This is a genomic window from Microbacterium meiriae, assembly GCF_040702565.1.
Classification (GTDB): Bacteria; Actinomycetota; Actinomycetes; order Actinomycetales; family Microbacteriaceae; genus Microbacterium; species Microbacterium meiriae.
On sequence record NZ_JBFBLJ010000002.1, the window covers coordinates 908,466 to 934,538 of the forward strand.

Genomic DNA, 26,073 nt, shown 5'->3' on the forward strand with positions numbered 1-26,073 from the left:
ATGACCGTTCCCCCCACCACCGCCCCCGACGGCTCGCGCGTCCCCTCCGGCATGCCGGAGACCGCCACCCTGCGCACGCCCGCCGACCGCGCGCCGGCGCGCCGGACGTTCCGATCGCAGCTCGCCCAGGCGTTCGCGATGTTCCGCAACCCGAAGTCCATCGCGGGGCTGATCATCCTCGGGGCGTTCGTGCTCATCGCCGTCTTCGCCCCCTGGATCGCCCCGTACGGCCCGACGCAGAAGGACCGCTCCGCGCTCCGGCAGTCGCCGTCCTGGGAGCACTGGCTCGGCACCACGCACATGGGCGAGGACGTCCTGAGCCAGATCATCTACGGCACGCGCGGGGTCATCGTCGTCGGCTTCCTCGCCGCCTTCATCGCCACGGCGATCGCGATCACCATCGGCGTCATCGCGGGCTACGTGCGCGGGTGGCGGAGCGAGTCGCTGTCGGCGCTGACGAACGTGTTCCTCGTCATCCCCGGCATCCCGCTCATCATCATCATCGCCTCCCAGTTCGAGAACCCGCCGCTCATCGTGATCGCCGCGGTGCTCGGGCTGACCGGGTGGGCGTGGGGAGCCCGCGTGCTGCGCGCCCAGACCATGTCGCTGCGCAACCGCGACTTCATCCAGGCGGCGCGCGCCAACGGCGAGCCGCTGCGTCGCATCATCACGGTGGAGATGCTGCCGAACCTCCTCGCGCTCATCGCCTCGAGCTTCGTCGGTACCGTGACCGCCGCGATCCTCGGGCTCACGACCCTGGCGTTCATCGGCGTGATCCCGGTGAGCAACCTGAACTGGGGGACGATCCTGTTCTGGGCCCAGCAGAACGGCGCGTTCCCGCGGCTGTGGTGGTGGTATGTGCCGGCCGGGCTCTGCATCGCGATCATCGGCGTCGCGCTCTCGCTCATCAACTTCGGCATCGACGAGTACGTCAACCCGCGCCTGCGCTCGGCGGGAGAGCGGGCCAGGGCGATGAAGAAGAAGGGGCTCAACGTGAACGACGCCGTCACGGCCGTCCGCAGCGTGCCCCTGCCGGAGAAGAGCCCCGATCCCGTATCGTCGGCGACTTCGCCGGGCGCTTCCGGCACCACCGACTCCTCGAACACCGCGACACCGCACACGAACCAGAACACGAAGTGATGACCTCTCAGACTCTGACCACGCAGCTCCCGTACCAGGACCCCGCTCTCTCCATCCCCGAGCGCGTGGCCGACCTCCTCAGTCGCATGACGCTCGAGGAGAAGGTCGGGCAGATGCTCCAGCTCGACGCTCGCGACGACATCGACGACCACGTGCTCCGGCGGCACGCGGGCTCGATCCTGCACGCCTCGGACGAGCGTCTGCGGCGGGCTGCCGTCCTGGTCGCGCAGACCCGACTCGGTATCCCGCTGCTCGTGGGCGAGGACTGCATCCACGGTCACTCCTTCTTCCCCGGGGGCACGATCTACCCGACGCAGCTCGGTATGGCGGCCTCGTGGGACCCGGCGCTTGTCGAGCGCGTGGCGCGGGCGACGGCCGAGGAGGTCGCCGTCACCGGCATCCACTGGACGTTCTCGCCGGTGCTCTGCATCGCCCGCGACCTGCGCTGGGGGCGGGTGGGGGAGACCTTCGGGGAGGACCCGTTCCTCATCGGGGAGCTGGCTTCGGCCATGGTGCGCGGCTATCAGGGTGACGGGCTCGACGACCCCACCGCGATCCTCGCCACGGCCAAGCACTTCGCCGGCTACTCGGAGACGCAGGGTGGACGCGACGCGAGCGAGGCGGACATCTCCCCGCGCAAGCTGCGCTCCTGGTTCCTGCCGCCGTTCGAGCGGGTCGCCCGCGAGGGCTGCCGGACGTTCATGCTCGGCTACCAGACGACGGACGGGGTGCCCATCACGCTGAACGAGTGGCTGCTCAGCGACGTGCTCCGTGGCGAGTGGGGCTACACCGGCACGCTCATCACCGACTGGGACAACGTGGGCCGGATGGTGTGGGAGCAGCGGGTGCAGCCCGACCTCACGCATGCGGCGGCCGCCGCGGTGCGCGCAGGGAACGACATGGTGATGACCACGCCCGGGTTCTTCGAGGGGGCGCTGGACGCGGTCGCCAGGGGGCTGCTGCCGGAGGACGCGTTCGACGACGCGGTCTCCCGTATCCTCACGCTGAAGTTCGAGCTCGGACTCTTCGAAGACCCCCGGCTGCCCCGCGACGACGTGTCCGCCGTGGTCGGCAGCGCCGCGCATGCGGAGCTCAACCTCGAGATCGCGCGCCGCTCGCTCGTGCTCCTCGAGAACGACGGCCTGCTGCCGCTGGACTCCGCGGAGCCGCTGCGGGTGGCGGTGACCGGGCCGCTCGCGGACGACGCGCAGACGCAGCTCGGCGACTGGGCGGGCGGCTCGGGCCAGGCGGGCTGGCTCGACGGACAGCCCCGCGAGATGATCACGACCGTGCTCGACGGCCTCCGCGCGGTGGACGCGTGGACGGTCACGCACACGCGCGGCGCCGACATCCTCACGCTCGCCGACGACCCCCGCGGCACGCACTTCCCGGACAACCAGCCGCGTCCTCCGGTGGTGCAGCCGTGCCCGCCGGATCCCGCGCTGATCGCGGAGGCGGTGGCCGCCGCCGAGGCCGCGGACGTCGTGGTCGCGGTGGTGGGCGATCGCATCGAGCTCGTGGGCGAGGGACGGTCCACGGCCACGCTGGAGCTCATCGGCGGTCAGAACGCCCTGCTCGATGCGCTCATCGAGACCGGGAAGCCCGTCGTCGTGGTGCTGCTGGCGTCCAAGCCTCTCGTGCTCCCGTCTTCGGTGCAGCGCGCGGCGGCCGTGATCTGGGCGGCCAACCCGGGCATGCAGGGCGGACGGGCGTTCGCCGACATCGTCACGGGTGCCGTGGAGCCCTCGGGCCGGCTGCCGATCTCGTTCGCGCGGCACGTCGGACAGCAGCCGACCTACTACAACCAGATCCGCGGCCAGCACGGCGACCGCTACGCCGACCTCACCCAGGCGCCCGCGTGGGCCTTCGGCGAGGGCCGGTCGTACACGACCGTGGCGTACGCGGACCTGGAGCTGGAGCAGACGGAGCTGCGCCTCGGCGACACCGTGGTGGGGCACGTGACCGTGACGAACACGGGGGACCGGCCCGTCCGCGAGACCGTGCAGGCCTACGTGCGGGACGAGGTGACGAGCGTGAGCTGGACCGACCGTGAACTGAAGTCCTTCCGGCAGGTCGAGCTCGCGCCGGGGGAGAGCGCCCGCGTGCGGCTCGAGGTCCCCGTCGCGGACTGCACGATCGTGACCGCCGCCGGTGTCCGCACCGTGGAGCTCGGTGCCTTCACGCTCCTGGTCGGCCCCAGCTCCCGCGAGGAGCACCTCCTCCCCGCCCCCTTCGAGATCTCCCCGTCCTGATCCCGAGACCCCGCTTCCCCGCCGAGACCCCGTCGTATCCGCGCGGCGGCGGCGGGGTCTCGGCGCGAGGCCGGGGTCTCGGCGCCTCGATTTGACCTCAAGTGCACTTGAGGTTTTACGGTGGAGGGCGTGAGTGGGACAGAGAAGAAGTCGCGATGACGTACGTGATCGCGCTGCCGTGCGTCGACCTCAAGGACAAGGCCTGCATCGACGAGTGCCCCGTCGACTGCATCTACGAGGGCGAACGGTCGCTCTACATCCACCCGGACGAGTGCGTGGACTGCGGGGCGTGCGAGCCGGTGTGCCCCGTCGAGGCGATCTACTACGAGGACGACCTCCCCGACGAGTGGCAGGACTACTACAAGGCCAACGTCGAATTCTTCGACGAGATCGGCTCGCCCGGCGGCGCCGCCCGCACCGGACTCATCCGGCACGACCACCCCCTCATCGCCGCGCTCCCACCGCAGGAGGTGCACGAGTGACCCCGCGCATCGCCATCGTCGGCGCGGGCCCCGCGGGCATCTACGCCGCCGACCTCCTCCGGGCGCAGGTGCCGGAGGCGGCCATCGACCTGTACGAGAAGCTTCCCGCCCCGTACGGCCTCGTCCGCTACGGCGTCGCCCCCGACCACCCGCGCATCCGCAAGATCATCGATGCGCTGCACGACGTACTCCTCCAGCCCGGCATCCGGCTGCGCGGCAACGTCGAGGTCGGCGTCGATGTGACGGTCGACGAGCTCTGCCGGGCGTACGACGGCGTCGTCATCGCGACCGGAGCCGACCGCGACGTGGCGTTCGACGTGCCGGGAGCCGACCTTCCCGGATCGTACGGCGCCGCGGAGTTCGTGGCCTGGTACGACGCGCACCCCGACGTCGCCCAGGGCTGGGGTCTGGAGGCGGAGTCCGTGGCCGTGCTCGGCGCAGGCAACGTCGCGCTCGACGTCACGCGCATCCTTGCGAAGCACGCCGCGGCGCTGGAGTCGACCGACACCCCCGACCACATCCTCGACGCGCTCGCCGCGAGTCGGATCCGCGACGTGCACCTCTTCGCCCGCCGTGGCCCGGCCGATGTGCGCTTCTCGGCCCTGGAGCTGCGCGAGCTGGGCGAGCAGCACGACGTGGAGGTGATCGTCGATCCCGCCGATCTCGAGCTCGACGACCACGCCGCCCGCATGCTGGAGCAGTTCTCCCAGCGCCGCATCATCGTGCGCACCCTCACGGAGTGGGCGCAGCGTCCGTCCGCCGGGGCCTCCCGGCGCATCCACCTGCACTTCCGGCATCGACCCGTCCGCGTCCTCGGTGCGGACCGCGTGGAGGGCATCGAGTTCGAGCGCACCGCGTCCGATCCGCTCGGACGCATGGTCGGCACCGGCGAGCTCGTGCGCTACGAGGTCGGCGCCGTCTACCGGGCGATCGGCTACCTCTCCTCGCCCGTGCCCGGTGTGCCGTTCGACGCGGCACGGGGCATCGTGCCGAATGCGGAGGGGCGGGTGCTCGATGCCGACGGCACGCCCGTCCCCGGCCTCTACGCCACCGGCTGGATCAAGCGCGGGCCGATCGGACTCATCGGCTCGACCAAGTCCGACGCCGCGCAGACCGTGCAGCATCTCGTCGAGGACCTCGCTGCCACTCCGTCCGCCCGCATCGACCGGGACCCGCCCCTGGACCTCCCCGGCGTGGTGGACTGGGAGGGTTGGTTGCGCATCGACGAGGCCGAGCGCCGCGCCGGAGCCGTCCGCGGCCGGGAGCGCACGAAGCTCGTCGACCGCGCGGCCATGCGCGCCCACGCGACCCCCACCCCCATCCCTCTCGAGGAGAGCACCCGATGACCCGCGACCCGCACACCACCCCGCACCCCGCCGCTCCGGTGCCCACGCCGGTCGGAGAGGGGCTCAAGGCGGCGTTCCGCACCCACCCCGCCGGTGTCGCCATCATCACGGCGCAGGGTCCGGACGGCCCCGTCGGCCTCACGGCGTCGAGCGTGTCGTCGGTCGCGGTCGATCCGGCGGCCATCGTGTTCTCGGTGACCAGGGCGACCGGAAGCGCCGGGGCCATCCTCGGCGCGGAGACCTTCGTCGTGCATCTCATCGACGACGAGCACTCCGCGCTCGCCCAGAGCTTCGCGGTGAGCGGTTCCGAGCGCTTCACGCCCGAGCAGGGCTGGACGACGCTGCCGACCGGGGAGCCGCACCTGGCGGAGGCCAGGGTCGCGTTGCGCTGCCGAGCGATCCAGACCGTGCCCGTCGGCTCGTCGACCGTGGTGATCGCCGAGGTGCTCGAGGTGCTCGCGGGCCGCCCCGCCCGCCCGCTCGTCTACATCGACCGCCGATTCCACGCCCTGTCCCACGACACCGCCCTCTGATCCCGTCACGAAAGGAACAACCATGTCCACTCCGTACACACTCCCCGAGCTGCCCTACGACTACTCCGCGCTGGAGCCGCACATCTCCGGCAAGATCATGGAGCTCCACCACTCCAAGCACCACCAGGCCTACGTGACCGGCGCGAACACGGCGCTGGAGCAGCTCGCGGCGGCCCGGGACAGCGGCGACCTCGGAGCGGTGAACAAGCTCGAGAAGGACCTCGCGTTCAACCTCGGCGGCCACATCAACCACTCCGTGTTCTGGCAGAACCTCTCGCCGGAGGGCGGAGGGGCTCCGGAGGGCGAGCTCTCGGCGGCCCTGGCGGACTCCTTCGGGTCGATCGACGGCTTCCGCGCGCACTTCACCGCGACGGCCCTCGGCGTGCAGGGCTCCGGGTGGGCCGTGCTCGCCTGGGACTCGGTGGGAGCCCGCCCGGTGATCTTCCAGCTGTTCGACCAGCAGGGCAACGCGCCGCTCGGCGTCATCCCGCTGCTGCAGCTCGACGTGTGGGAGCACGCCTACTACCTCGACTACCTCAACGTGCGGGCGGACTACGTCAAGGCGTTCTGGAACCTCGTGAACTGGCCCGACGTGCAGCGCCGCTTCGAGACGGCGCGCACCGCGACCGCGGGTCTCCTCGTCCCCTGACCCCCTCTTCGCCGACCCGGCCCCTTGCGTGCGCCCCGGCCCGTTGCGATCGTCCGCACCGGGCCGGGGTGGCCGCAAGGGGCCGGGTCGCGTTCAGGCGAGGGTGAGGAAGAGCTTCTCCAGGTCGGGGAGCGGGACGGCGTCGTCCTGCGCGGGGTCCTCGAGGCAGGTCTTCATGGCGGAGGCGATGATCTGGAACCCCGCCTTGTCAAGGGCGGAGGTCACGGCGGCGAGCTGCGTGACGACGGCCCGGCAGTCACCGCCGCTCTCGACCGCGGCGATCACGGCGCCGAGCTGTCCCTGTGCGCGCTTGAGGCGGTTGGCGATCTTGCGCTGCGTGTCGATGTCGACGGTGGTCATGGTCTCTCCCTGAAGGCCGGCTGTGCGCTCCACTATACCCCCGGGGGTATAGTGTCTGCATACCCACCGGGGTATCGAGTGAGGAGAGAACACATGTGTCGAGCAGTCCGTTGCCGTACCTGCGGGAAGACCACCTGGGCGGGGTGTGGTCAGCACGTCGACGCCGTCCGCCGCACCGTGCCGGCGTCGGACTGGTGCGCGGGCCATCCGAAGGACGAGGCCAAGGGCGGTCTCCTGGCCCGGCTGTTCGGCCGATGAGCGCGCCGCTCCGCGTCGTCATCGTCGGCGGGGTCGCCGGCGGCATGTCGGCGGCGACCCGGCTCCGACGCCTCGACGAGTCCGCGGACATCGTCGTCTTCGAGTGCGGGCCCGAGGTCTCCTACGCCAACTGCGGTCTGCCCTACTACGTGGGCGGCGTGATCGAGGAGCGCGACGCCCTCCTGCTGCAGACCCCGGAGTCGCTGCACCGCCGCTTCCGGCTGGACGTCCGCGTCCGTCACGACGTCGTCGGCATCGACACCGAGCGCAAGACGGTCGAGGTCGTCGATCTCGACAGCGGCCGCCGGAGCACGCACCCGTACGACCGCCTCGTGCTCGCCACCGGTGCCCGGCCCCGCGGCGACGAGCCGACCGGAGCCCTCCCCGCGCGGAGCCTGCGGACCGTGGCGGATGCCGATGCGATCGAGGCCGCCCTCCGCCCCGGACTGCCGGTGGTCGTCGTCGGCGGCGGATACACGGGACTCGAGGCCGTCGAGAACCTCGTCGCCCGGGGCGCCGCGGTGACCCTGGTGCAGCGCGGTGCCCAACTGCTCGGGCCGCTGGATCCGGAGATGGCCGCGCCCCTCGCGGCCGAGGTCCGGCGCCGCGGAGTCGACGTGCGACTCGGCGTCGAGGTCGTGGCCACGGCCGCGGATTCCGTGACCCTGAGCGACGGTGCCACCCTCCCTGCGGAGTTCCTCGTCGACGCCTCCGGGGTCGTGCCCGAGGTCGGACTCGCCCGCACCGCCGGGATCCGTCTTGGCGAGACCGGCGGAATCGCCGTCGACGAGGCCTGCCGCACCAGTGCGCCCGACGTCTTCGCGGTCGGCGACGGCGTCGAGAAGGCCGACCTCATCGGCGGTGGTGCGGCACTCGTGACCATGGCCGGTCTCGCCAACCGCCACGGCCGGATGGTCGCTGACGTCATCGCGGGGCGGGAGGAGTCAGCGCGCCCCGCGCTCGGCACCGGCATCGTGCAGGTGTTCGGCCTGGCCGCCGCGAAGACCGGATGGAGCGAGAAGCAGCTCCGTGCCGCGGGTCGCGACTTCTACGCCGTGCATGTGCATCCGGCGTCGCACGCCGGCTACTACCCGGGCGCGGAGACCCTCTCGATGAAGCTCCTTGCCGACCCCGCCACCGACCGCATCCTCGGGGCGCAGATCGTGGGTCGTGACGGCGTGGACAAGCGGATCGACGTCATCGCGACCGCGCTGCAGGCGGGCGTCACGGCCGCCGGTCTCGCGCACCTCGAGCTCGCGTATGCCCCGCAGTTCGGCTCGGCGAAGGACGCCGTGAACATCCTCGGCTACGTCGCCGAGAACACCCGCAGCGGCACCACGCCGACCCTCCAGTGGCACGAGCTCGACGACGCCGTGCAGGCGGGCGCAGCCCTCATCGACGTCCGCTACGCGGGCGAGTATGCGAACGGCGCCATCCCCGGCGCGCGGAACATCCCGCTCGACGAGCTGCGCGACCGCCTCGACGAGCTGCCGGACGGGCCCCTCGTGGTGCACTGCCAGGTCGGCCTGCGGGGGCACATCGCCACCCGGCTGCTGCGGCAGCACGGGCGCGAGGTGCGCAATCTCGACGGCGGCTACCGCACCTGGCGGGACGCGACCGCGGGCTCCTGATCTCGACGCGTTCACAACTCAGGAGAACCGGCGCACCTGCGCCCGTCAGGGCCGGAACCGCGGTCTCCGCGCGCCGTACTCCTGAGTTGTGAACGCCGCCCGGCTCAGACGAGCCGGGCGGTCGTGCCGCGGACGTTGAGCTCGTACGGCAGGGCGGCGGGCGGGCGCACGGCTTCCGGGTCGGTGAGCTTCGCGAGGACCGCGTCGGCCGCCCGTTCGCCCTGTCCGAGCGGGAACTGGTCGACCGTGGTGAGGCGGAAGAACTCGCCGAGCTCATGGCCGTCGATGCCCACGATGGACAGGTCGCCCGGCACCGCGAAGCCGAGGTCGCGCGCGGCGAGGAGCGCCCCGATCGCCATCTCGTCCGACGCGGCGAACACCGCGGTGGGACGCGGCCCCGGACGCCCGAGGAGCTGCTTCGCGGCGCGGTAGCCGCCCTCCACCGTGAAGTCCGCGGGCTCCAGGAACGCGGGGTTCAGGGGGATGCCGGCCGTGGCCAGTGCCCGCTCGAACCCGAGTCGTCGGTTCGTGGGGATGTGGAAGTCGATGTCGAACTCGGGGTTCGCGCCGATGTGGGCGATCTCGGTGTGGCCGAGGCCGAGCAGGTGCTCCGTCGCGAGCTGCGCCACGGCGACGTCGTCGACTGTGAGCGTGTCGAGCTTCGGATTGGGGCCGCCGATCGCGATGACGGGCAGACCGAGGTCGAGGAGCTGCTGGGTCTCGTCCTCGTCCAGCTCGATGGACACGGCGATCACGGCGTCGACCCGCTGGCGGCGCAGGAACGTGTCGAACACGTGGCGGCGCACGTCCTTGTCGGCGGTGATGTTGTAGAGCGTGATGTCGTAGCCGGCCCGCATCAGGGCCGCGGAGACCCCGGACAGCACGGTGCTGAAGAACCAGCGGTCGAGGAACGGCACCACGACTCCGATGTTGCGGGTGCGCCCCGACGCGAGGCTCGAGGCGCGGGAGGAGACCACGTATCCGAGCGAGGCGGCGGCGGCCTGCACGCGCTCGCGCGCCGACTCCGACACGTGCCCGCGGCCGCTCAGCGCGCGCGAGACCGTCGCGGTGGAGACGCCGGCGAGCCGGGCGACCTCGTCGATGCTCGCCATCGTCGTTCCTTCGGATCGGAGACGCCCGTGCCGCGCCCCGGGTGGAGCGCGCCACGGGCGCCGCGGTGTCAGGCCGTGGTGTACCAGACGGCGGTGTCGACCGGGACCTGGGCGCCGTCGAACGGCTGGCTGCGGAGCAGGACGACCGCGCCTTCCGGAAGGTCGAGCGGAGCCGTGCCGAGGTTCGCCAGCACGTGGACCTCACCGCGACGGAAGGCCACGGCGTCGGGGCCGGCGTCCTCCCACACCAGCGACCCGGTGCCGAATCCGAACTCGCGACGACCGGCGAGCAGGCGCTTGTACAGGGCCAGGGTCGACGCCGGGTCGACCTCCTCGACGTCCCGGGCGTAGGCCGCCCAGTCCGCGGGCTGCGGGAGCCACGAGAGTCCGGTGTCGTTGAAGTCGAACGCCGGGGCCTCCGCCTCCCACGGCAGCGGCACACGGCAGCCATCGCGGCCGTAGCGCTCGCCGTTCGTGCGGAACCAGGTCGGGTCCTGACGGTACTCGTCCGGGATCTCCATGGCCTCGGGCAGTCCGAGCTCTTCACCCTGGTAGAGGTAGGCGGAGCCGGGGAGCGCGAGCATCAGCGTGGTGGCCGCGCGGGCGCGGGCGAGGCCGATGGCCGTGTCCGGCTTGTCCGGGGTGTTCGGGCCGATGCCCTCGCCCTGCGGGTTGTCGATCGTGAGCGCCAGGCGCGTGGCGTGCCGCACGACGTCGTGGTTCGACAGCACCCAGGTGCTCGGTGCACCGACCGCGCCGAAGGCGTCCAGCGACTCACGGATCACGTCGCCGAGCGCCTTCGCGTCCCACGCCGTCATCAGGTACGGGAAGTTGAAGGTCTGGTGCATCTCGTCCGGACGCACCCAGAGCGCGGTCTCCTTCAGCGTCGGCATCCAGGCCTCGCCGCAGAGCGCGCGGTCGCCGTCGTACTCCGCGAGCACCTTGTGCCAGTCGCGGTAGATCTCGTGCACGCCGTCCTGGCCCCAGTACGGCACGTTCGACTCGCCGCCGCCCATGGAGTCCGCGTCGGTGGGCGGTGTGTAGTCGGGGAGGCCCTCGGTCTTGATCATGCCGTGGGCCACATCGACCCGGAAGCCGTCGACACCGCGGTCGAGCCAGAAGCGCAGGATCGAGCGGAACTCCTCCTGCACCTCCTCGTTGTTCCAGTCGAAGTCGGGCTGCGTGGCGTCGAAGATGTGCAGGTACCACTGACCCGGCGTGCCGTCGGCCTCGGTGACGCGCTGCCACATGCCGCCGCCGAACACCGACTCCCAGTTGTTCGGGGGCAGTTCGCCGTTCTCACCGCGGCCGTCGCGGAAGATGTAGCGTGCGCGCTCCGGGCTGCCCGGCGCGGCCTTGAGCGCCTCCTGGAACCAGGGGTGCTGGTCGGACGAGTGGTTCGGGACGAGATCGACGATCACGCGGATGTCGCGGGCGTGGGCCTCGGCGAGCATGAGGTCGAAGTCGGCGAGCGTGCCGAACAGCGGGTCGACGTCGCGGTAGTCGGCCACGTCGTAGCCGGCGTCGCGCTGCGGGCTCGTCATGAACGGGCTGAGCCAGATCGCGTCGACGCCGAGCTCCTGCAGCGAGTCGAGGCGACTCGTGATGCCGGGGAGGTCGCCGATGCCGTCGCCCGACGCGTCCGCGAAGGAGCGGGGGTAGATCTGGTAGATGACGGCGCTGCGCCACCACTCGGAACCGGGGGCTGCGATCTGTTCGAGCTGTGCCATGCGATCAGGCTACTGCAAACGCTTACAGTCCCGCCACCACAGGTATCGAAACGGTTCGGTGATCCCTTACGCCCTCTCCGCCGACCCACCCCTTTCCGTCCGACCCACCCCCTTGCGGACGGCCGGAAGGGGCCGGGAGGAACGGAAGGGGGTGGGTCGACAGGGGATGAGAGTCAGGGGGTCGGCATGCCGCCGTTGACGTTCAGGGTCTCGCCGAGCACGTAGCTCGACTCCGGGGAGGCGAGGAAGACGTACGCGGGGGCGAGCTCCGCGGGCTGACCCATCCGGCCGAGCGGAGTGTCCTGGCCGAACTGGTCGATCTTCTCCTGCGGCTGCCCGTCACTCGGCTGCAGCGGGGTCCAGATCGGTCCGGGCGCCACGGCGTTCACGCGGATGCCCTTGGGTGCGAGCTGCTGGGCGAGGCCCTTCGTGAACGCGTTGATGGTCGACTTGGTCGACGCGTAGTCGACGAGGATGTCCGACGGCGAGTAGGCCTGGATGGAGGTCGTGTTGATGATCGTCGACCCCGCGGGGAGGTGCGGCAGGGCGGCCTTCGTGATCCAGAACATCGCATACACGTTGGTCTTGAACGTGTCGTCGAACTGCTCGTCCGTCACGTCGGTGAGGGACTCCTGAAAGACCTGCTTGCCGCCGTTGTTGACGAGGATGTCGAGTCCGCCGAGCGCCGCGACGGCCTCGGCCACCAGTGTCCGGCAGTACTCCGGGTCGCGCAGGTCACCGGGGATGGTGGCCACGGTGGCACCCGCCTCGCGGAGGATCCCGGCGATGCGGCTGGCGTCCTCCTCCTCTTCAGGGAGGTAGGAGATCGCGACGTCGGCCCCCTCGCGAGCGAACGCGATGGCGGTGGCCGCGCCGATGCCGGAGTCGCCGCCTGTGATGAGCGCCTTGCGTCCGGTCAGTCGTCCGGTGCCGCGGTACGACTCCTCGCCGAGGTCGGCCTTCGGGGTGAGGTCCGCGTCGAGACCGGGCTCGCGCATGTGCTGCTTCTGCGGCTGGATGTCGGCGTAGAGCTCGACCGGGTTGGTGAAGGTGTACTGGTCGCGGGACATGGGGTGTCCTTTCCGGGAGGTCGGGGACGGGAGGACCATCGTGCGCCTCGCGCTCCGGGTCCGGCAAACGCCTTGCACGCGTCCGGTCGCTTTGGTACACGCGCATGTGGCCGAAAGACACTTCCCCTCGAGCCTCCTGTCATGACAGGGTGGCGAACATGCCCCCGTGTCGCTCGCGGCATGTCCCCCGGGGGTCCTGCCGTCGAGAGGTCGTGATGTCCGCTTCCGCCCGCCGATCCGCGCCCTGGGCGGTCGTCGCCGCTCTCGTCGTCGGCGCCGTGCTCGTCGGTGCCGCCCCCGCCGTGTCCGATGCGTTCGGCACGCGCGTGCAGCCCCCGGCCGACCCGGTGAACGACCCCGCCGCTTCGGTCGCGCTCGCCTACGAGTTCCTCGACGCCCGGGTCGACGAGTTCTGCGACGGCGAGGGCCGCTGCCTGCCGCGCAGCTACGAGGGCGGGTTCTTCACCACGCCGTCCTGGGACTTCACGCCCTCCTTCGTCTACGACGACGCCCTTGTCGTCATCGCCTACACCGCCCGCGGTCTGCCGGACGACCTGCGCCGCGCGCAAGCTGTCGCGGACACCCTCCTCTTCGTGCAGGAGAACGACCCCATCGGCGACGGCCGCGTCCGCACCTCGTACGAGCCGCACGGCATCCGTCAGGGCCGCATGGAGATCACCGGGCCCGGCACCTTCACCGGCAACCAGGCCTGGGTGGGTATGGCGCTCGCCCGCCTCTTCCACGCCACCGGCGAGACGCGGTATCTCGACGGCGCGGTGCGCATCGGGGAGTGGATCCAGGACAACACCGCCGACATGACCCGCGCGCCCTACGGCTACACCGGTGGGCAGACCGATGCCGGGGTGCCGCTGGAGTGGAAGTCCACCGAGCACAACAGCGACATCGCCGGGTTCTTCACGCAGCTCGCCCAGCTCACGGGCGACGCGGTGTGGGCGGAGCGGGCGGCGGTGGCCGCAGGCTTCGTCGCGGCGATGCAGAGCGCCGACGTGCACGTGGACACCGGGACACTGCTGGACGGCAGCACGATCAACACCCGCCCGATCCCGCTCGACGCGCAGACGTGGAGCCTCCTCGGCACCGGGGACGCCCGGTACGGAGCGGCCGTCGACTGGACGCTCGCGCACCTCGTGGCCCAGGACGGTCCCTACCGAGGCCCGTCGATCAGTGACGTGGACGTGTCCAAGGTCTGGTTCGAGGGCAGCGGACACCTCGCCCTCGCGCTGCAGGAACGCGGGGCCCCTGGTGACCAGGCGCGCGCGGAGGAGCTGCTGGCCGACATCCGACTGGTGCAGCGCGACGCGGCGAACGGCGACGGCAAGGGCATCGTGGCGACCTCGACCGACGGACTCGACTCCGGCTTCGGCGACCTCTACTACGCGAGCCTGCACACCGGCACGACGGCCTGGTACCTGCTCGCGGCCGTGGGCGACAACCCCTTCCGTCTCCCCTAACCTCGTCCGTCGACCCGGCCCCTTGCGGTCGACCCGGCCTCGTCAGTGCGCCCGCAAAGGGGTGGGACGCTCGCAGAGGGGTGGGTCGACGGAGGGGTCAGGCGGCGACGCGGGCGACGGCGGCGATCGCGCTCGTGAAGAAGTCGAGACCGTCCACCCCGCTGCGCATCGCGACGGCGGTGTCCGGACCGAAACCGGGCTCCGTGGCGTGCTCGGGGTGCGGCATCAGTCCCACGACGTTGCCGGCCTCGTTCGTCAGCCCCGCGATGTCGCGCAGGGAGCCGTTCGGGTTCACGCCGGCATAGCGGAACGCCACGAGACCCTCGCCCTCGATGCGGTCGAGCGTCTGCTCGTCGGCGATGTAGCCGCCGTCCGCGTTCTTCAGCGGGATGATGATCTCCTGGCCGGTGCGGAAGGCGTTGGTCCACGCGGTGTCGGCGTTCTCGACCGTGAGCTTCTGGTCGCGGCGGACGAAGTGCTGGTGCCCGTTGCGGATCAGGCCGCCGGGGAGCAGGTGCGCCTCGACGAGCATCTGGAAGCCGTTGCAGATGCCGAGGACGGGCATGCCCTTCGCGGCAGCGTCCTTGACCTCGCTCATGATGGGCGAGAGCGCGGCGATGGCGCCGGCGCGCAGGTAGTCGCCGTAGCTGAAACCGCCGGGGAGGACGAGGGCGTCGACGCCCTCGAGGTCGTGCGAGCCGTGCCACAGGGCGACCGGCTCGGCTCCCGCGATGCGGACGGCGCGCTGCGCGTCGACGTCGTCCAGCGAGCCGGGGAAGGTGACGACGCCGATGCGGACGGTCACTCCGCCACCTCGACGCCCACGACGTCTTCGATCACGGAGTTCGACAGGACCTCGTCGGCGAGGCGACGGGCCTCGGCGAGGACCTCGTCGGTGACCTCGCCCTCGACCGTGAGCTCGAAGCGCTTGCCGATGCGGACGTCGGTGAAGCCCTCGACGCCGAGGCGGGCGAAGGCGCCGGAGACGGCCTTGCCCTGCGGGTCGAGCAGTTCGGGCTTGGGCATGACGTCGACGACGATGGTGGGCATGACGGCTCCAAGAGTCGCGGGCGGACGGGCGGTTTCAGTCTACCGGCTCGCCGATGCTCCGCCGAGACCCCGGGCTCCCGTCCAGACCCCGCCCTGCGCCCGCCGCTACATCGGGGTGTCGGCGGGAAACCGGGGTCTCGGGATTAGGGGGGGTCAGGAGTGGAAGACGGTGTGGAGGTCGCCGATCGCCTCGCGGCCGCCGAGGCCGTCGATCTCGAAGAGCACCGAGATGCCGGCGACGTGGCTGCCGAGGCGCTCGACGAGCTCGCGACCGGCGGCCAGAGTGCCCCCGGTAGCGAGCACGTCGTCGATGAGGAGGACGCGGGAGCCCGCGGGCAGATCGTCGTGCATCTCGATGGTCGCGGTGCCGTACTCGAGGGCGTAGTCGACGGACGCCGCGGGCCGGGGGAGTTTGCCGGCCTTGCGGATCGGGATCAGTCCGACGCCTGCAGCGATGGCGGCCGCCCCGGCGAGGATGAAGCCGCGAGCCTCGATGCCGGCCACCACGTCGAACTGCCCCGCGAAGGGCTCGATGATCGCCTCGGTCGTCACGCGGAGGGCCTCGGCGTCGGCGAGGAGCGGCGTGATGTCGCGGAAGATGATGCCGGGCTCCGGGTAGTCCGGGATGCTGCGGATCAGGGATTCGGCGCGGGTGAGGGCGGGGGAGAGGGTGGCTTCGGGCACCGGACAAGGGTACGCCGCGTTCACAACTCCGGAGAATTCGCGGGCTCCGGGCCGGCGGCGCTCGAACGGCGGCATCGGATCCGGATTCTCCTGAGTTGTGAACGGGGACCGGCGGCCCCCCGCACCCTTGACATCGTGGGAGCGCTCCCATAGAGTTCACGGAAGTCTGTGGGAGCGCTCCCACAACTCACCCACGCACCACCACCCGCACGAACCCACAAAGGAGTGAACCGTGAACTCACGTGCCCGCACCCGGATCCTGGCGACAGCCGCCGTGGCATCCGTCTCCGCTCTCGCCCTGGCCGGCTGCTCCGGCAGCACCGGCGGCGACGGCGACACCGGCGGCAGCGCCGACGAGAAGGTCACACTGACCGTCACCACCTTCGGCACCTTCGGCTACGACGACCTCTACGAGGAGTACGAGAAGGCGCACCCGAACGTGACGATCGAGGCCACCAACATCGACACCGGCGGCAACGCCCGCACCGACGCCTTCACCAAGATCGCCGCCGGCTCCGGCCTCAGCGACATCGTCGCGATCGAGGAGGGCTGGCTCGGCGCCATCATGGACGTCTCCGACACCTTCGTCGACCTGCGCGATTACGGCATCGAGGACCGCAAGGACGACTGGGTCGACTGGAAGTACGGTCAGGCCACCGACGCCGAGGGCCGCGTCATCGGCTACGGCACCGACATCGGCCCGAGCGGCATCTGCTACAACGGCGCCGCCTTCGAGGCCGCCGGCCTGCCCAGCGACCGCGAGTCCGTCGCCGAACTGCTCAACGGCGACTGGGAGAACTACTTCCAGGTCGGTGCCGACTACACCGAGAAGACCGGCAAGGCCTGGTACGACCACTCCGGCTTCGTCTGGAACGCCATGGTCAACCAGCTCGACGAGGGCTACTACACCGCCGACGGTGAGCTGAACGTCGAGGGCAACGACGAGCTCCAGGAGCGCTTCGAGCTCCTCGGCGCCGCGACCGAGGGCGGTCAGTCCGCAGCGCAGACCGCGTGGGACTGGAACGGCGGCAAGTCGTTCGTCGACGGCACCTTCGCCACCTTCGTCTGCCCCGGCTGGATGCTCGGCGTCGTGCAGGGTCAGGTCGAGGCCGGCGGCGGCGACGCGTCGACCGGCTGGGACTTCGCGGACGTGTTCCCCGGCGGCGCGGCCAACTGGGGCGGCGCGTTCCTGTCGATCCCGGAGTCCTCGGAGCACAAGGAGGCCGCGGCCGAGCTCGCCGACTGGCTGACGCAGCCCGAGCAGCAGGTGAAGCAGTCCGCCGCCGCGGGCAACTTCCCCTCGACCATCAAGGCGCAGGAGTCCCTCGCCGACGAAGCCACGCCCAACGCGTTCTTCAACGACGCGCCGACCGGCGCCATCCTCGCCGAGCGTGCCAAGGGCGTCGTCGCGCAGTTCAAGGGCGCCGACGACTCGGTGATCCAGGAGAACGTCTTCGGCCCGGCGCTGAGCGCACTCGACCGCGGTGAGACCGACACGCAGGGGGCCTGGGACCAGGCGATCGGCCTGCTGAACGACCTCGTCGGCTGATCATCTCGCTTCGACAGGCTCAGCGACCCAGAGTGGACGCCCAGCGCCCCGAGTGGACGCCCAGCGCCCCGAGTGGACGCCCAGCGCCCCGAGTGGGTGGCTGAGCCTGTCGAAGCCCGGCAAAGGACACGCCCATGACCCTCACCGCCCCGCCGGCGGAGCCGCAGGCCGCCGCCCCCGTGGCGGCGGACGCTCCGCCGCGACGCTCCTGGCGCACCCGCGTCTCCCGTTTCGACCACCGCGCCTCGCCGTACTTCTACATCTCCCCGTTCTTCCTCCTCTTCGGGCTCATCGGCCTCTTCCCGCTGCTGTACACGGTGTGGGTCGCGGTGCACGAGTGGGATCTGTTGAAGGGGGAGGGGCCGTTCGTCGGCTTCGGCAACTTCGCGGCGATCCTCGGCGACGGCATGTTCTGGAACTCCATCCGGAACACGCTGAGCATCTTCCTGCTCTCCGCCATCCCGCAGCTCGCCGTCGCCCTGGTGATCGCGTACCTGCTGGACCGCGGACTGCGGACGCCGACGTTCTGGCGGATGAGCGTCCTCATCCCCTTCGTGGTGACGCCGGTCGCCGTGGCGATCATCTTCTCGAGCATCTTCAACGAGGCGGACGGGCTGGCCAACAACCTCCTCAACCTCGTCGGCATCGCCGATCAGCAGTGGAAGCACGACACGTTCCTGTCGCACATCGCGATCGCGGTCATGGTGAACTTCCGCTGGACCGGCTACAACGCCCTCATCCTGCTCGCCGCGATGCAGGCCGTGCCGCGCGACCTCTACGAATCGGCCGCCCTGGACGGTGCCGGGGCCGTGCGGCGGTTCTTCGCCATCACGATCCCCACCATCCGTCCGACGCTGATCTTCGTCATCATCACGGCGACCATCGGCGGCCTGCAGATCTTCGCCGAACCGCGTCTGTTCGACGTCTCCACCGCGGGCGGCATCGGCGGCAGCGATCGGCAGTTCCAGACCACGGTGCTGTTCCTCTGGGAGCTGGCGTTCTTCCGCCGGAACCTCGGCGAGGCCTCGGCCGTCGCGATCCTGCTGTTCCTCCTCATCGTCGCGATCGGCCTCATCAACTTCCTGATCTCCCGGCGCATCGCCACCGGAGACGCCCCGAAGAACCGCGCGGCCCGACGCCGCATCCGCCCGACCGGAAAGGAGGAGGCGCGATGACCGCCACCCAGGCCCTCAGCGTGCCGGAGCGGATCCGTCGCCGGCGCGGCGCCGCGAGCGGGAGCGCCGGCCTCGGCAGCCGCCCCGGCTTCCTCACCTACGGGCTCCTCGCGGCCTTCGTCATCGGCGGCGCCTACCCGCTGTGGTGGTCGTTCGTCGTGGCGAGCGGGACCAACGCGACCCGCGGTGAGACCCTGCCCCTCATCCCCGGCGGCAACTTCCTCGCGAACGCGGCGAAGGTGTTCGATGCGATCCCGTTCTGGCTCGCGCTCGGCAACTCGTTCCTCATCTCGACGATCATCACGGTCTCCGTCGTCACGTTCTCGACCCTCGCCGGCTATGCGTTCGCGAAGCTGCGCTTCCGCGGGCGGGACGGCCTCATGGTGTTCGTGATCGCGACCATGGCCATCCCCACGCAGCTCGGCATCATCCCGCTGTTCATGCTCATGCGCGAGCTCGGCTGGACGGGGACGATCGGCGCGGTGATCGTGCCGACCCTCGTGACGGCGTTCGGGGTGTTCTTCATGCGGCAGTACCTCGTGGACGTCATCCCGGACGAGCTCATCGAGGCCGCCAGGGTCGACGGCGCGAACCAGTTCCGCACGTTCCTCACCGTCGGGGTGCCCGCGGCGCGGCCGGCCATGGCGATCCTCGGACTGTTCACGTTCATGACCGCCTGGACCGACTACCTCTGGCCCCTGATCGTTCTCTCCCCCCAGAACCCGACGCTGCAGACGGCGCTCAGCCAGCTGCAGTCCGGCTATTACATCGACTACTCGATCGTGCTCACCGGCGCGGTGCTCGCGACCCTTCCGCTCCTCGTGCTCTTCGTGATCGCGGGGCGGCAGCTGGTCAGTGGCATCATGGCGGGCGCGGTGAAAGGATGACCCCTATGACGCGTGCCTTCCCCTCGGACTTCCTCTTCGGCGCGGCGACCGCGGCCTACCAGATCGAGGGCGCCGCCTTCGAGGACGGACGGACGGCATCCATCTGGGACGCCTTCTGCCGGGTGCCCGGGGCCGTGGTCGGCGGCGACGACGGGGATGTGGCGTGCGACCACTACCATCGGTATCCGCAGGACGTGGCGTTGATGAAGCAGCTCGGGCTGCAGACCTACCGCTTCTCCACCTCGTGGTCGCGGGTGCGCCCGGACGGCGGCGCGGTCAACCAGGCGGGGGTCGACTTCTACAGCCGTCTGGTCGATGAGCTCCTCGCGGCCGACATCCTGCCCTGGCTCACGCTCTACCACTGGGACATGCCGCAGGCCCTCCAGGAGGTCGGCGGCTGGACGAACCGTGACGCCGTCGACCGCTTCCTGGAGTACGCGGGCACCATGCACGACGCCCTCGGCGACCGCGTGAACGTGTGGACGACCCTCAACGAGCCGTGGTGCTCGTCCTTCCTCTCCTACACCGGGGGCGAGCACGCCCCGGGGCACACGAGCATCGCCGAGGGACTGCTGGCCTCGCACCACCTGCTCCTCGCGCACGGTGCGACGGTGCGCGAGCTCCGCGGTCGCGATGCCTCCCTCAACCTCGGCATCACGCTGAACCACACGGTCGCCGATCCCGCCGACCCGCAGAACCCCGCGGACGTGGACGCCGCCCGGCGGCTGGACGGCCAGTTCAACCGCTGGTTCCTCGACCCGATCTACCGCGGCGCGTATCCCGCCGACACCGTGGAGGACATCCGCGCGGTGGACCCCGACGCGGTCGCGCGGTTCGAGGCGGCCGTGCACGAGGGCGACCTCGACACGATCGCGCAGCCCATCGACACGCAGGGCGTGAACTACTACCACGGCGACCTCGTGGCCGGCACGGGGCCCGACGACGCCCCGGTCTCCAGCGGCCCGGAGACGGCACACGTGACCCGGACCCCGTACCCCTCGCACGAGGGCATCCACGCGGTCGAGCGCGGGCTGCCCCGCACCGCCCAGGGCTGGGAGGTCCAGCCGGAGGGACTCACGAGACTGCTGCAGCGGTTGTGGACCGAGTACGCCGAGCCCGCGGGAGTCGTGCTCTCGGTGACGGAGAACGGCGCGGCCTATGACGACACGGTCGTGGTGGCGGACGGGGAGACCCGGGTGCCCGATGCCGACCGCACCGCGTTCCTGCGCGCGCACCTCGACGCCGTGCTGGACGCCAGGGACAGCGGTGTGGACGTGCGCGGCTACTTCTACTGGTCCCTGTTCGACAACTTCGAGTGGGCGTGGGGGTACGACAAGCGCTTCGGGATCGTCCGCGTGGACTACGACACCCAGGAGCGGACGGTCAAGGATTCCGGCCGCGAGTACGCCCGGATCATCGCCGCGCGCTCCCTCTGACCCGTTCGAATCGCCCGATTGGCTCCATCCGCGGCAGAGATGGGACCAATCGGGCGATTCGAAGCGGGGATTTTCACGGGCGGGGTCCGGGTGGATGAGAATGGGGCGATGGAAGAGAGCAAGCGATGATGTCGCCCCGGGCGACCATCGAGGAGGTCGCGACGGCCGCCGGCGTGTCCCGGTCGACCGTGTCGCGGGTCGTCAACGGGTCGACGGCGGTCAGCCCGGAAGCGCTCGCCGCCGTGCGCGCCGCGATCGACGAGCTCAACTACGTGCCGAACCGGGCCGCGCGCTCCCTCGCCTCCCGGCAGACGCACGCGATCGCCCTCATCGTCCCCGAGGACACGTCGCGCTTCTTCGGCGACCCGTTCTTCGCAGCGATCGTGGCCGGCATCACCGGCGCCCTCCGCAGCTCCGACTACCTCCTGAACCTGCTGATCGCGAGCGACGACCCCGGCGACAAGATGACCAGCTTCGTGCGCAACGGTGGCGTCGACGGTGCTCTCATCGTGTCGCACCACACGAGTGACGCCTTCGTCGACCGGATCGCCGATGCGGTCCCCGTCGTCTACGGCGGCCGCCCGGTGCGCCGCGCCGAGGGGGACTACGTGGTCGACGTCGACAACGTCGCGGGAGCGCGCGAAGCCACGCAGCGCCTCGTCGACATCGGACGCACCCGCATCGCCACGATCTCCGGCCCGCTCACGATGCCCTCGTCGACCGACCGCGTGCAGGGGTTCCGCGCCGCGCTCGCCGCCGCCGGTCTCACCCCCTTCGCGGAGGAGGAGGGCGACTACAGCGAGGCGAGCGGAGCCGACGCCGCCCGCCGGCTGCTCGCGGAAGGGCGGCCGGATGCGATCTTCGTCGCCAGCGACCTCATGGCCCGAGGGGCGCTGACGGCGCTGCGGGGCGCCGGGGTGCGGGTGCCGGAGGACATCGCGCTCGTCGGCTTCGACGACTCGTCGGTGGCGCTGACCACCGATCCGCCGCTGACGACCATGCGCCAGCCCATGTACGCCCAGGGCGAGGCGATGACGCAGGTGCTGCTCTCCCGGCTCGCGGGAGAGGATCCGCCGCGAACCACGATCCTGCCGACGGAGCTCGTCGTCCGCGGTTCCGCCTGAGCCGCGTCGACCCCGGACACGGGTGAGGCCCGATCGCGGACGACCGGGCCTCGGTGGTGCCGGAGCGAGTCCGACGAGAGGGTCAGTTCCCGTAGAGGGAGACGACCCCGGTGCGGTCGGCGGTGGTCATCGAGAGGTCGTCCGAGCTGCCGTTGCACTGCGGGTAGTGCATGATCGACGACGAGTCGTACGGGGTGAGCGGACGCCAGTTGTTGTCCTCGAAGCAGGTGCCGGCCTCCGGACGGGTGTGCTCGTGGCGGAAGCCGAGCACGTGGCCGAGCTCATGGCCGAGCACGTTCGTCGGCGTCCACGCTCCGGCGCTCCAGATCGAGTCGTCGATGAGCACGTTCTGCTGCCGGGCCGGCGTGCTGGGGAAGAACGCACGGGCGATGTACTGCGTCGTGGCCACCGGCTCGACGGAGAACACGACGGCGTTGTTCCGCGTGGTGCAGTTGGCGTCCGCGCTGCTCACGTACCGGAAGTCGATCTTCGAGGACGCGGACTCCCAGAGCGCGGCGCCGCCCTCCATCGCCCGGACGACGTCGGCGTGACGGCTGCCGAACTTCGTGCTCACGCAGTAGGTGAGGTTGGCCACCTGCGACGCCGACCACTTGTCGTCGATGTTGTTGACCGTGTTGACGATGAGGCCGTCGTTGCGGGTCTCGGGGCCGATCAGCCGGTCGTAGAAGGCGCGCAGCTCCTTCTTTCCGGAGATCACCTCGTCGCCGTTGACGACGTAGGCGCCGTCCACGTCCCGATAGGTGGACGACGCGAACTCCTGGTACGAGGGCGCGGAGTCGTCGGGCGACGCGGCCGTGGCGGGGATGACCGCGCTGAGGCTGAGCGCGGCCGCCGCGGTGGCGGCGAGCGCGAGTTTCTTGGTGAATCGCATGGAAGATCCTCTTCGATCTGAGCGGTGCCGCGCGTCCGGTGGGCGAGCGGTCTCCGGTCCGGACGGTGAGCATCGCTGCCACCGAGGGGCCGAAGCCCGCTCACGCTAACCGCGCCGTTTCGACGGGGTCAAGGCGCGACACGGCCCGTCGTGCGCTTTCTGCACTCAGGTCAGGAATCCGCCCGATGGGTCACCGTCGAAGGTCCCGTCGGCGCTCGGCCGGACGTCGGCACCGGTGGTCGACGACCGGGCCTGGTCCTCGGTCCGTCGTCGTATGCCGGAGGTCGAGGAGGGCCACGGACGCATCTCCGCCTCCCCCTCCATCGGCTGGAGACGCGTCCGTGGCTGCTGCGGCGAACCCCCGCGCCGCGAGTGCTCGCACCCTCCATAGGTTGAACGAGCATTCAGTGATTAATCTATCCCGAGACGGCCCGTGAGGGAATTCCGCCGGACCCGAAAGGTGGATGCCGTATGGCGCGATCGGATGAGCAGAATCGTCTGGCCCGCGAACGCGCCAGGGAGAACATCCTCCAGGCGGCGATCGAGGTCTTCAGCGAACGGGGCGTCGCCGGGGCGGGCATCGCCGAGATCACCCGTCGCGCCGGAGTGGCCCAGGGGCTGGTGAACTATCACTTCGGCGGCAAGGACCAGCTCGTCGCCGCGGTGATCGACCGCTGGTTCGAGACGGTCCTCGCCTTCGCGCAGGTCGAGGGCACGCCAGACGAGATGCTCGCCGCCATCATCGACGGGGCGATCGGTGCGACGGCCTTCGCGATGCCCTTGCAGCGCGCGGTGCTCGCCATGCAGCAGCAGCCGCTGACGCATCGCCTGTTCGCGGAATCGGAGCAGCGCTATGCCGACGGTGCGACGGCCGCGGAGGACGCCGTGCGCGCCGTCTTCCGCGCCCGAGGTGCCGAGGACCCGGCCCTGGAGGAGGTCATGCTCCGCAGCACCCTGGAGGGGGTGTTCGTGAAGTACTGCGTCTTCGGCGACACGTATCCGCTCGAGGACGCGCGGCGCTGGCTGCACCGCCGGTACGGGCTCCCGGAGCCGGACGCTGCGCTGCCGGGCGTGCCGGCGTCATACCGGGGGGAGGAGCCCCGCCCCCGCGCGACCGCGGCGCTCCGGACCGACACCACCTGAGCCGCGGACCCCGCTCAGCCGAGCTGCATCCGCGCGAAGGCGCCGAGCACGACCCGCTCGGACTGCACGAGGTACCGCTCCAGCTCCGCCGCTCCGGCCTCGGCACCGCGGGTCAGGAAGGTATCGAGCACGGCGCGGTTCTTCCGGACGAACGGCTCGTGCAGGGCGCGGGGGTCGTCGATCTTGAGGAAGGCGAGGCGCAGCTCCGCCGCGACGTTCCGGTAGGTGCGGGCGAGGCGCGGGCTGTCGGCGAGGTCGACCAGCGCGACGTGGAACGCCATGTTGGCACTGCCGACCGCGCGCCAGGCGGACGTGTCGTCGGGGGAGACCCCGGCCACGGCGGCCTCGGCCGCGGCGACCGCATCGGTCATGCGCTGGACGGCGGGATGCTCCGGTTCGGACTGCCGGAGAGCCGTGCACTCGATGACCCGGCGAGCCCGGTAGATGTCGATGACGTCGGCGATCGAGGGTGAAGCCACGGAGACGCCGCGGTGCGGGATGTGCTCGACGAGTCCCTGTTCCGCGAGCACCCGGAACGCCTCGCGCAGGGTGTTGCGGGACACGTCGAAGCTCTCCGACAGCGCCGACTCGGACAGCCGGGAGCCCGGGGCGACGTCGCCGTCGATGATGCGCTGACGGAGCACGTCGGCGAGCGGGCCCTGCTGGTTCATGCCTTCATCGTAGGGGCCGTCTCCGAGCGATGATCACACGAAAGCAACCGCGCTGTAGCACGACGGAAACATGATTGTTGAACAATCTGGTTCTGTCCGTTCTACACTGGGGGTCACCCGACACCCACCAACGACGATGGGACCCCCCTATGTCCGAGCAGTCCGCCCCCGCCCTCACCCCCGAGGACGAAGCCCGCGCCGCCCACGCGAAGAAGCGCGCCGGCCGCAGTGCCGTCATCGGCGCCATCTTCCTCATGGCCACGAGCGCCATCGGTCCGGGGTTCATCACCCAGACCGCGACGTTCACCGCCCAGATGGGAGCCGCCTTCGCGTTCGCCATCCTCGTGTCGATCCTCGTCGACATCGCGGTGCAGCTGAACATCTGGCGCATGATCACCTCGTCCGGCAAGCGCGCCGGCGAGCTCGCCAACAGCGCCATCCCCTTCTCCGGCCATGTGATCGCCGTGCTCGTCGTCATCGGCGGGCTCGCGTTCAACATCGGCAACATCGCCGGTGGCGGCCTCGGCCTCAACGCGCTGCTCGGGATCGACCCGAAGATCGGCGGCGCGCTCACCGCGGCCCTCGCCATCATCATCTTCCTCGTGAAGAAGGCCGGGAAGGTGATGGACATCGTGCTCATCGTCCTGGGCATCGCGATGATCGTGATGACGCTCGTCGTCGCGTTCATCGCCCAACCACCGGTCGGCGACGCCCTGCGCCAGACCTTCGTGCCCGACCAGCTCAACTTCGCCACCATCACCACGATCGTCGGTGGCACGGTCGGCGGCTACATCACCTACTCCGGCGCCCACCGCTACCTCGATTCCGGCCACGTGGGCCCGCAGTACGCGAAGCCCGTCATGCGGGCCGCCGCCAACGGCATCATCGTGACCGGCATCATGCGCTACGTGCTGTTCCTCGCGATCCTCGGCGTGGTCGCCTCCGGCGTGGCGCTCGACCTCTCCTCGCAGGCCGCCAACCCGGCCGGCCAGGCGTTCGGCGCGGTGCTCGGCGACGCGGGTCTGCGGATCTTCGGCGCGATCTTCTGGGCCGCCGCGATCAGCTCGGTCATCGGTGCCGCCTACACCTCGGCGACCTTCCTCTCGACGTTCACCGCCAAGCTCCGCGGCGGCTGGCCGCTGCAGCTCGCCACGGTCGCGTTCATCGTCGTCTCCCTCGGCGTCTACCTCGCGATCGGCACGGCCCCGGCCGCGATCCTCGTGTTCGTCGGCGGCTTCAACGGCCTGATCCTGCCCATCGGCCTGACGGTGTTCATGTACATCGGCTGGTTCCGCCGCGACCTCCTCGGCGACCGGAAGTACCCGATGTGGCTGCTCATCGCGGGCACCGTCGTGACCGCGCTCACCTGGTACATGGGCGCCGTCTCGATCGGCCCCATCTTCGCCTTCCTCGGAATCGGAGCATGA

The 26,073-nt window shown here is 70.7% G+C and carries 25 protein-coding genes; 16 read left to right on the forward strand and 9 right to left on the reverse strand.

Annotated elements, in window-relative coordinates; translation table 11 throughout:
• The 6 genes from AB0310_RS11825 (at position 1) to AB0310_RS11850 (ending at position 6,402) form a co-directional block, all read left to right on the forward strand.
• Positions 1-1,140, forward strand: coding sequence for an ABC transporter permease (locus tag AB0310_RS11825; protein WP_187663061.1), 1,140 nt, complete (start codon positions 1-3; stop codon positions 1,138-1,140).
• Positions 1,140-3,392 carry an exo-beta-d-1,3/1,6-glucosidase gene (locus AB0310_RS11830; RefSeq protein ID WP_366237317.1) on the forward strand — a complete coding sequence of 751 codons (2,253 nt, stop codon included), beginning with the start codon at positions 1,140-1,142 and terminating at the stop codon, positions 3,390-3,392. Before AB0310_RS11825 ends, AB0310_RS11830 begins: the two co-directional genes overlap by 1 nt.
• Positions 3,393-3,547: 155 nt before the next feature.
• Complete coding sequence (gene fdxA, locus AB0310_RS11835) at positions 3,548-3,874, forward strand: ferredoxin (RefSeq protein WP_025103996.1); 327 nt, start codon at positions 3,548-3,550, stop codon at positions 3,872-3,874.
• The gene (locus tag AB0310_RS11840) at positions 3,871-5,220 is read left to right on the forward strand and encodes an FAD-dependent oxidoreductase (RefSeq protein WP_366237318.1); all 1,350 of its coding nucleotides are present in this window, start codon (positions 3,871-3,873) and stop codon (positions 5,218-5,220) included. Before fdxA ends, AB0310_RS11840 begins: the two co-directional genes overlap by 4 nt.
• Positions 5,217-5,753 (forward strand): flavin reductase family protein, encoded by a 537-nt coding sequence (locus AB0310_RS11845; protein ID WP_187663063.1) that lies wholly within the window; start codon positions 5,217-5,219, stop codon positions 5,751-5,753. Before AB0310_RS11840 ends, AB0310_RS11845 begins: the two co-directional genes overlap by 4 nt.
• 22 nt (positions 5,754-5,775) lie before the next feature.
• Positions 5,776-6,402 (forward strand): superoxide dismutase, encoded by a 627-nt coding sequence (locus AB0310_RS11850; protein WP_025103993.1) that lies wholly within the window; start codon positions 5,776-5,778, stop codon positions 6,400-6,402.
• Positions 6,403-6,495: 93 nt separating this feature from the next.
• Here AB0310_RS11850 and AB0310_RS11855 read toward each other — a convergent pair whose 3' ends face one another.
• Complete coding sequence (locus tag AB0310_RS11855) at positions 6,496-6,762, reverse strand: metal-sensitive transcriptional regulator (protein WP_187663064.1); 267 nt, start codon at positions 6,760-6,762, stop codon at positions 6,496-6,498.
• A gap of 93 nt (positions 6,763-6,855) precedes the next feature.
• Between AB0310_RS11855 and AB0310_RS11860 the strand changes: the two genes are divergently transcribed.
• Positions 6,856-7,020 carry a DUF8730 family Cys-rich protein gene (locus AB0310_RS11860; protein ID WP_366237319.1) on the forward strand — a complete coding sequence of 55 codons (165 nt, stop codon included), beginning with the start codon at positions 6,856-6,858 and terminating at the stop codon, positions 7,018-7,020.
• Positions 7,017-8,651, forward strand: a complete 1,635-nt coding sequence (locus tag AB0310_RS11865) for an FAD-dependent oxidoreductase (RefSeq protein ID WP_366237320.1) — start codon at positions 7,017-7,019, stop codon at positions 8,649-8,651. The genes AB0310_RS11860 and AB0310_RS11865 overlap by 4 nt, the downstream gene beginning before the upstream one ends.
• Before the next feature lie 104 nt (positions 8,652-8,755).
• Here the strand turns inward: AB0310_RS11865 and AB0310_RS11870 are convergent, their stop codons facing one another.
• The 3 genes from AB0310_RS11870 to AB0310_RS11880 all read right to left on the reverse strand — a co-directional run bounded on the left by AB0310_RS11870 (position 8,756) and on the right by AB0310_RS11880 (position 12,563).
• Positions 8,756-9,763 (reverse strand): LacI family DNA-binding transcriptional regulator, encoded by a 1,008-nt coding sequence (locus AB0310_RS11870; protein ID WP_187663066.1) that lies wholly within the window; start codon positions 9,761-9,763, stop codon positions 8,756-8,758.
• 68 nt (positions 9,764-9,831) lie between these two features.
• A complete protein-coding gene (locus tag AB0310_RS11875) occupies positions 9,832-11,493 on the reverse strand; it encodes a glycoside hydrolase family 13 protein (RefSeq protein WP_366237321.1) in 1,662 nt (553 codons plus the stop codon).
• A 173-nt stretch (positions 11,494-11,666) separates the two neighbouring features.
• Positions 11,667-12,563: an SDR family oxidoreductase gene (locus AB0310_RS11880; protein WP_101847638.1), complete on the reverse strand. Its 897-nt coding sequence runs from the start codon at positions 12,561-12,563 to the stop codon at positions 11,667-11,669.
• A 215-nt stretch (positions 12,564-12,778) separates the two neighbouring features.
• Between AB0310_RS11880 and AB0310_RS11885 the strand changes: the two genes are divergently transcribed.
• Positions 12,779-14,035, forward strand: a complete 1,257-nt coding sequence (locus AB0310_RS11885) for a YyaL domain-containing protein (protein ID WP_366237322.1) — start codon at positions 12,779-12,781, stop codon at positions 14,033-14,035.
• A gap of 97 nt (positions 14,036-14,132) precedes the next feature.
• On the opposite strand, the gene purQ is transcribed toward AB0310_RS11885, so the two are convergent.
• From purQ to AB0310_RS11900, 3 genes are all read right to left on the reverse strand, one after another.
• Entirely contained in the window at positions 14,133-14,840 is a 708-nt protein-coding gene (gene purQ, locus AB0310_RS11890) for a phosphoribosylformylglycinamidine synthase subunit PurQ (protein ID WP_187663069.1), read from the reverse strand.
• On the reverse strand, positions 14,837-15,085 hold the full coding sequence (gene purS / locus AB0310_RS11895; RefSeq protein ID WP_050304938.1) for a phosphoribosylformylglycinamidine synthase subunit PurS: 249 nt from the start codon (positions 15,083-15,085) through the stop codon (positions 14,837-14,839). The genes purQ and purS overlap by 4 nt, the downstream gene beginning before the upstream one ends.
• A 153-nt stretch (positions 15,086-15,238) precedes the next feature.
• On the reverse strand, positions 15,239-15,769 hold the full coding sequence (locus AB0310_RS11900) for an adenine phosphoribosyltransferase (protein ID WP_280565205.1): 531 nt from the start codon (positions 15,767-15,769) through the stop codon (positions 15,239-15,241).
• 232 nt (positions 15,770-16,001) lie between these two features.
• On the opposite strand from AB0310_RS11900, the gene AB0310_RS11905 reads away from it, so the two are divergent.
• From AB0310_RS11905 to AB0310_RS11925, 5 genes are all read left to right on the forward strand, one after another.
• On the forward strand, positions 16,002-17,318 hold the full coding sequence (locus tag AB0310_RS11905; RefSeq protein ID WP_259952930.1) for an ABC transporter substrate-binding protein: 1,317 nt from the start codon (positions 16,002-16,004) through the stop codon (positions 17,316-17,318).
• Positions 17,319-17,452: 134 nt separating this feature from the next.
• Positions 17,453-18,493: a carbohydrate ABC transporter permease gene (locus AB0310_RS11910; protein ID WP_187663072.1), complete on the forward strand. Its 1,041-nt coding sequence runs from the start codon at positions 17,453-17,455 to the stop codon at positions 18,491-18,493.
• A complete protein-coding gene (locus AB0310_RS11915) occupies positions 18,490-19,380 on the forward strand; it encodes a carbohydrate ABC transporter permease (RefSeq protein WP_366237323.1) in 891 nt (296 codons plus the stop codon). The genes AB0310_RS11910 and AB0310_RS11915 overlap by 4 nt, the downstream gene beginning before the upstream one ends.
• A 5-nt stretch (positions 19,381-19,385) precedes the next feature.
• Complete coding sequence (locus AB0310_RS11920; RefSeq protein ID WP_366237324.1) at positions 19,386-20,816, forward strand: GH1 family beta-glucosidase; 1,431 nt, start codon at positions 19,386-19,388, stop codon at positions 20,814-20,816.
• 128 nt (positions 20,817-20,944) lie between these two features.
• Entirely contained in the window at positions 20,945-21,940 is a 996-nt protein-coding gene (locus AB0310_RS11925; RefSeq protein ID WP_187664081.1) for a LacI family DNA-binding transcriptional regulator, read from the forward strand.
• Positions 21,941-22,022: 82 nt separating this feature from the next.
• Here the strand turns inward: AB0310_RS11925 and AB0310_RS11930 are convergent, their stop codons facing one another.
• Positions 22,023-22,832, reverse strand: a complete 810-nt coding sequence (locus AB0310_RS11930) for a M57 family metalloprotease (protein WP_187663075.1) — start codon at positions 22,830-22,832, stop codon at positions 22,023-22,025.
• Positions 22,833-23,303: 471 nt separating this feature from the next.
• Between AB0310_RS11930 and AB0310_RS11935 the strand changes: the two genes are divergently transcribed.
• Entirely contained in the window at positions 23,304-23,975 is a 672-nt protein-coding gene (locus AB0310_RS11935; protein WP_366237325.1) for a TetR/AcrR family transcriptional regulator, read from the forward strand.
• Positions 23,976-23,989: 14 nt separating this feature from the next.
• On the opposite strand, the gene AB0310_RS11940 is transcribed toward AB0310_RS11935, so the two are convergent.
• The gene (locus AB0310_RS11940) at positions 23,990-24,646 is read right to left on the reverse strand and encodes a GntR family transcriptional regulator (protein WP_187663077.1); all 657 of its coding nucleotides are present in this window, start codon (positions 24,644-24,646) and stop codon (positions 23,990-23,992) included.
• A 149-nt stretch (positions 24,647-24,795) separates the two neighbouring features.
• Between AB0310_RS11940 and AB0310_RS11945 the strand changes: the two genes are divergently transcribed.
• Positions 24,796-26,073, forward strand: a complete 1,278-nt coding sequence (locus AB0310_RS11945) for an NRAMP family divalent metal transporter (protein WP_259952916.1) — start codon at positions 24,796-24,798, stop codon at positions 26,071-26,073.

What these genes read in the sequence shown, in the direction of transcription:
- AB0310_RS11825 (WP_187663061.1), top strand. Translation starts at nt 1, where the DNA reads ATGACCGTTCCCCCCACCACCGCCCCCGACGGCTCGCGCGTCCCCTCC.
- AB0310_RS11830 (WP_366237317.1), top strand. Translation starts at nt 1,140, where the DNA reads ATGACCTCTCAGACTCTGACCACGCAGCTCCCGTACCAGGACCCCGCT.
- fdxA (WP_025103996.1), top strand. Translation starts at nt 3,548, where the DNA reads ATGACGTACGTGATCGCGCTGCCGTGCGTCGACCTCAAGGACAAGGCC.
- AB0310_RS11845 (WP_187663063.1), top strand. Translation starts at nt 5,217, where the DNA reads ATGACCCGCGACCCGCACACCACCCCGCACCCCGCCGCTCCGGTGCCC.
- AB0310_RS11850 (WP_025103993.1), top strand. Translation starts at nt 5,776, where the DNA reads ATGTCCACTCCGTACACACTCCCCGAGCTGCCCTACGACTACTCCGCG.
- AB0310_RS11855 (WP_187663064.1), bottom strand. Translation starts at nt 6,762, where the DNA reads ATGACCACCGTCGACATCGACACGCAGCGCAAGATCGCCAACCGCCTC.
- AB0310_RS11860 (WP_366237319.1), top strand. Translation starts at nt 6,856, where the DNA reads ATGTGTCGAGCAGTCCGTTGCCGTACCTGCGGGAAGACCACCTGGGCG.
- AB0310_RS11865 (WP_366237320.1), top strand. Translation starts at nt 7,017, where the DNA reads ATGAGCGCGCCGCTCCGCGTCGTCATCGTCGGCGGGGTCGCCGGCGGC.
- AB0310_RS11870 (WP_187663066.1), bottom strand. Translation starts at nt 9,763, where the DNA reads ATGGCGAGCATCGACGAGGTCGCCCGGCTCGCCGGCGTCTCCACCGCG.
- AB0310_RS11875 (WP_366237321.1), bottom strand. Translation starts at nt 11,493, where the DNA reads ATGGCACAGCTCGAACAGATCGCAGCCCCCGGTTCCGAGTGGTGGCGC.
- AB0310_RS11880 (WP_101847638.1), bottom strand. Translation starts at nt 12,563, where the DNA reads ATGTCCCGCGACCAGTACACCTTCACCAACCCGGTCGAGCTCTACGCC.
- AB0310_RS11885 (WP_366237322.1), top strand. Translation starts at nt 12,779, where the DNA reads ATGTCCGCTTCCGCCCGCCGATCCGCGCCCTGGGCGGTCGTCGCCGCT.
- purS (WP_050304938.1), bottom strand. Translation starts at nt 15,085, where the DNA reads ATGCCCACCATCGTCGTCGACGTCATGCCCAAGCCCGAACTGCTCGAC.
- AB0310_RS11910 (WP_187663072.1), top strand. Translation starts at nt 17,453, where the DNA reads ATGACCCTCACCGCCCCGCCGGCGGAGCCGCAGGCCGCCGCCCCCGTG.
- AB0310_RS11915 (WP_366237323.1), top strand. Translation starts at nt 18,490, where the DNA reads ATGACCGCCACCCAGGCCCTCAGCGTGCCGGAGCGGATCCGTCGCCGG.
- AB0310_RS11920 (WP_366237324.1), top strand. Translation starts at nt 19,386, where the DNA reads ATGACGCGTGCCTTCCCCTCGGACTTCCTCTTCGGCGCGGCGACCGCG.
- AB0310_RS11925 (WP_187664081.1), top strand. Translation starts at nt 20,945, where the DNA reads ATGTCGCCCCGGGCGACCATCGAGGAGGTCGCGACGGCCGCCGGCGTG.
- AB0310_RS11930 (WP_187663075.1), bottom strand. Translation starts at nt 22,832, where the DNA reads ATGCGATTCACCAAGAAACTCGCGCTCGCCGCCACCGCGGCGGCCGCG.
- AB0310_RS11935 (WP_366237325.1), top strand. Translation starts at nt 23,304, where the DNA reads ATGGCGCGATCGGATGAGCAGAATCGTCTGGCCCGCGAACGCGCCAGG.
- AB0310_RS11940 (WP_187663077.1), bottom strand. Translation starts at nt 24,646, where the DNA reads ATGAACCAGCAGGGCCCGCTCGCCGACGTGCTCCGTCAGCGCATCATC.
- AB0310_RS11945 (WP_259952916.1), top strand. Translation starts at nt 24,796, where the DNA reads ATGTCCGAGCAGTCCGCCCCCGCCCTCACCCCCGAGGACGAAGCCCGC.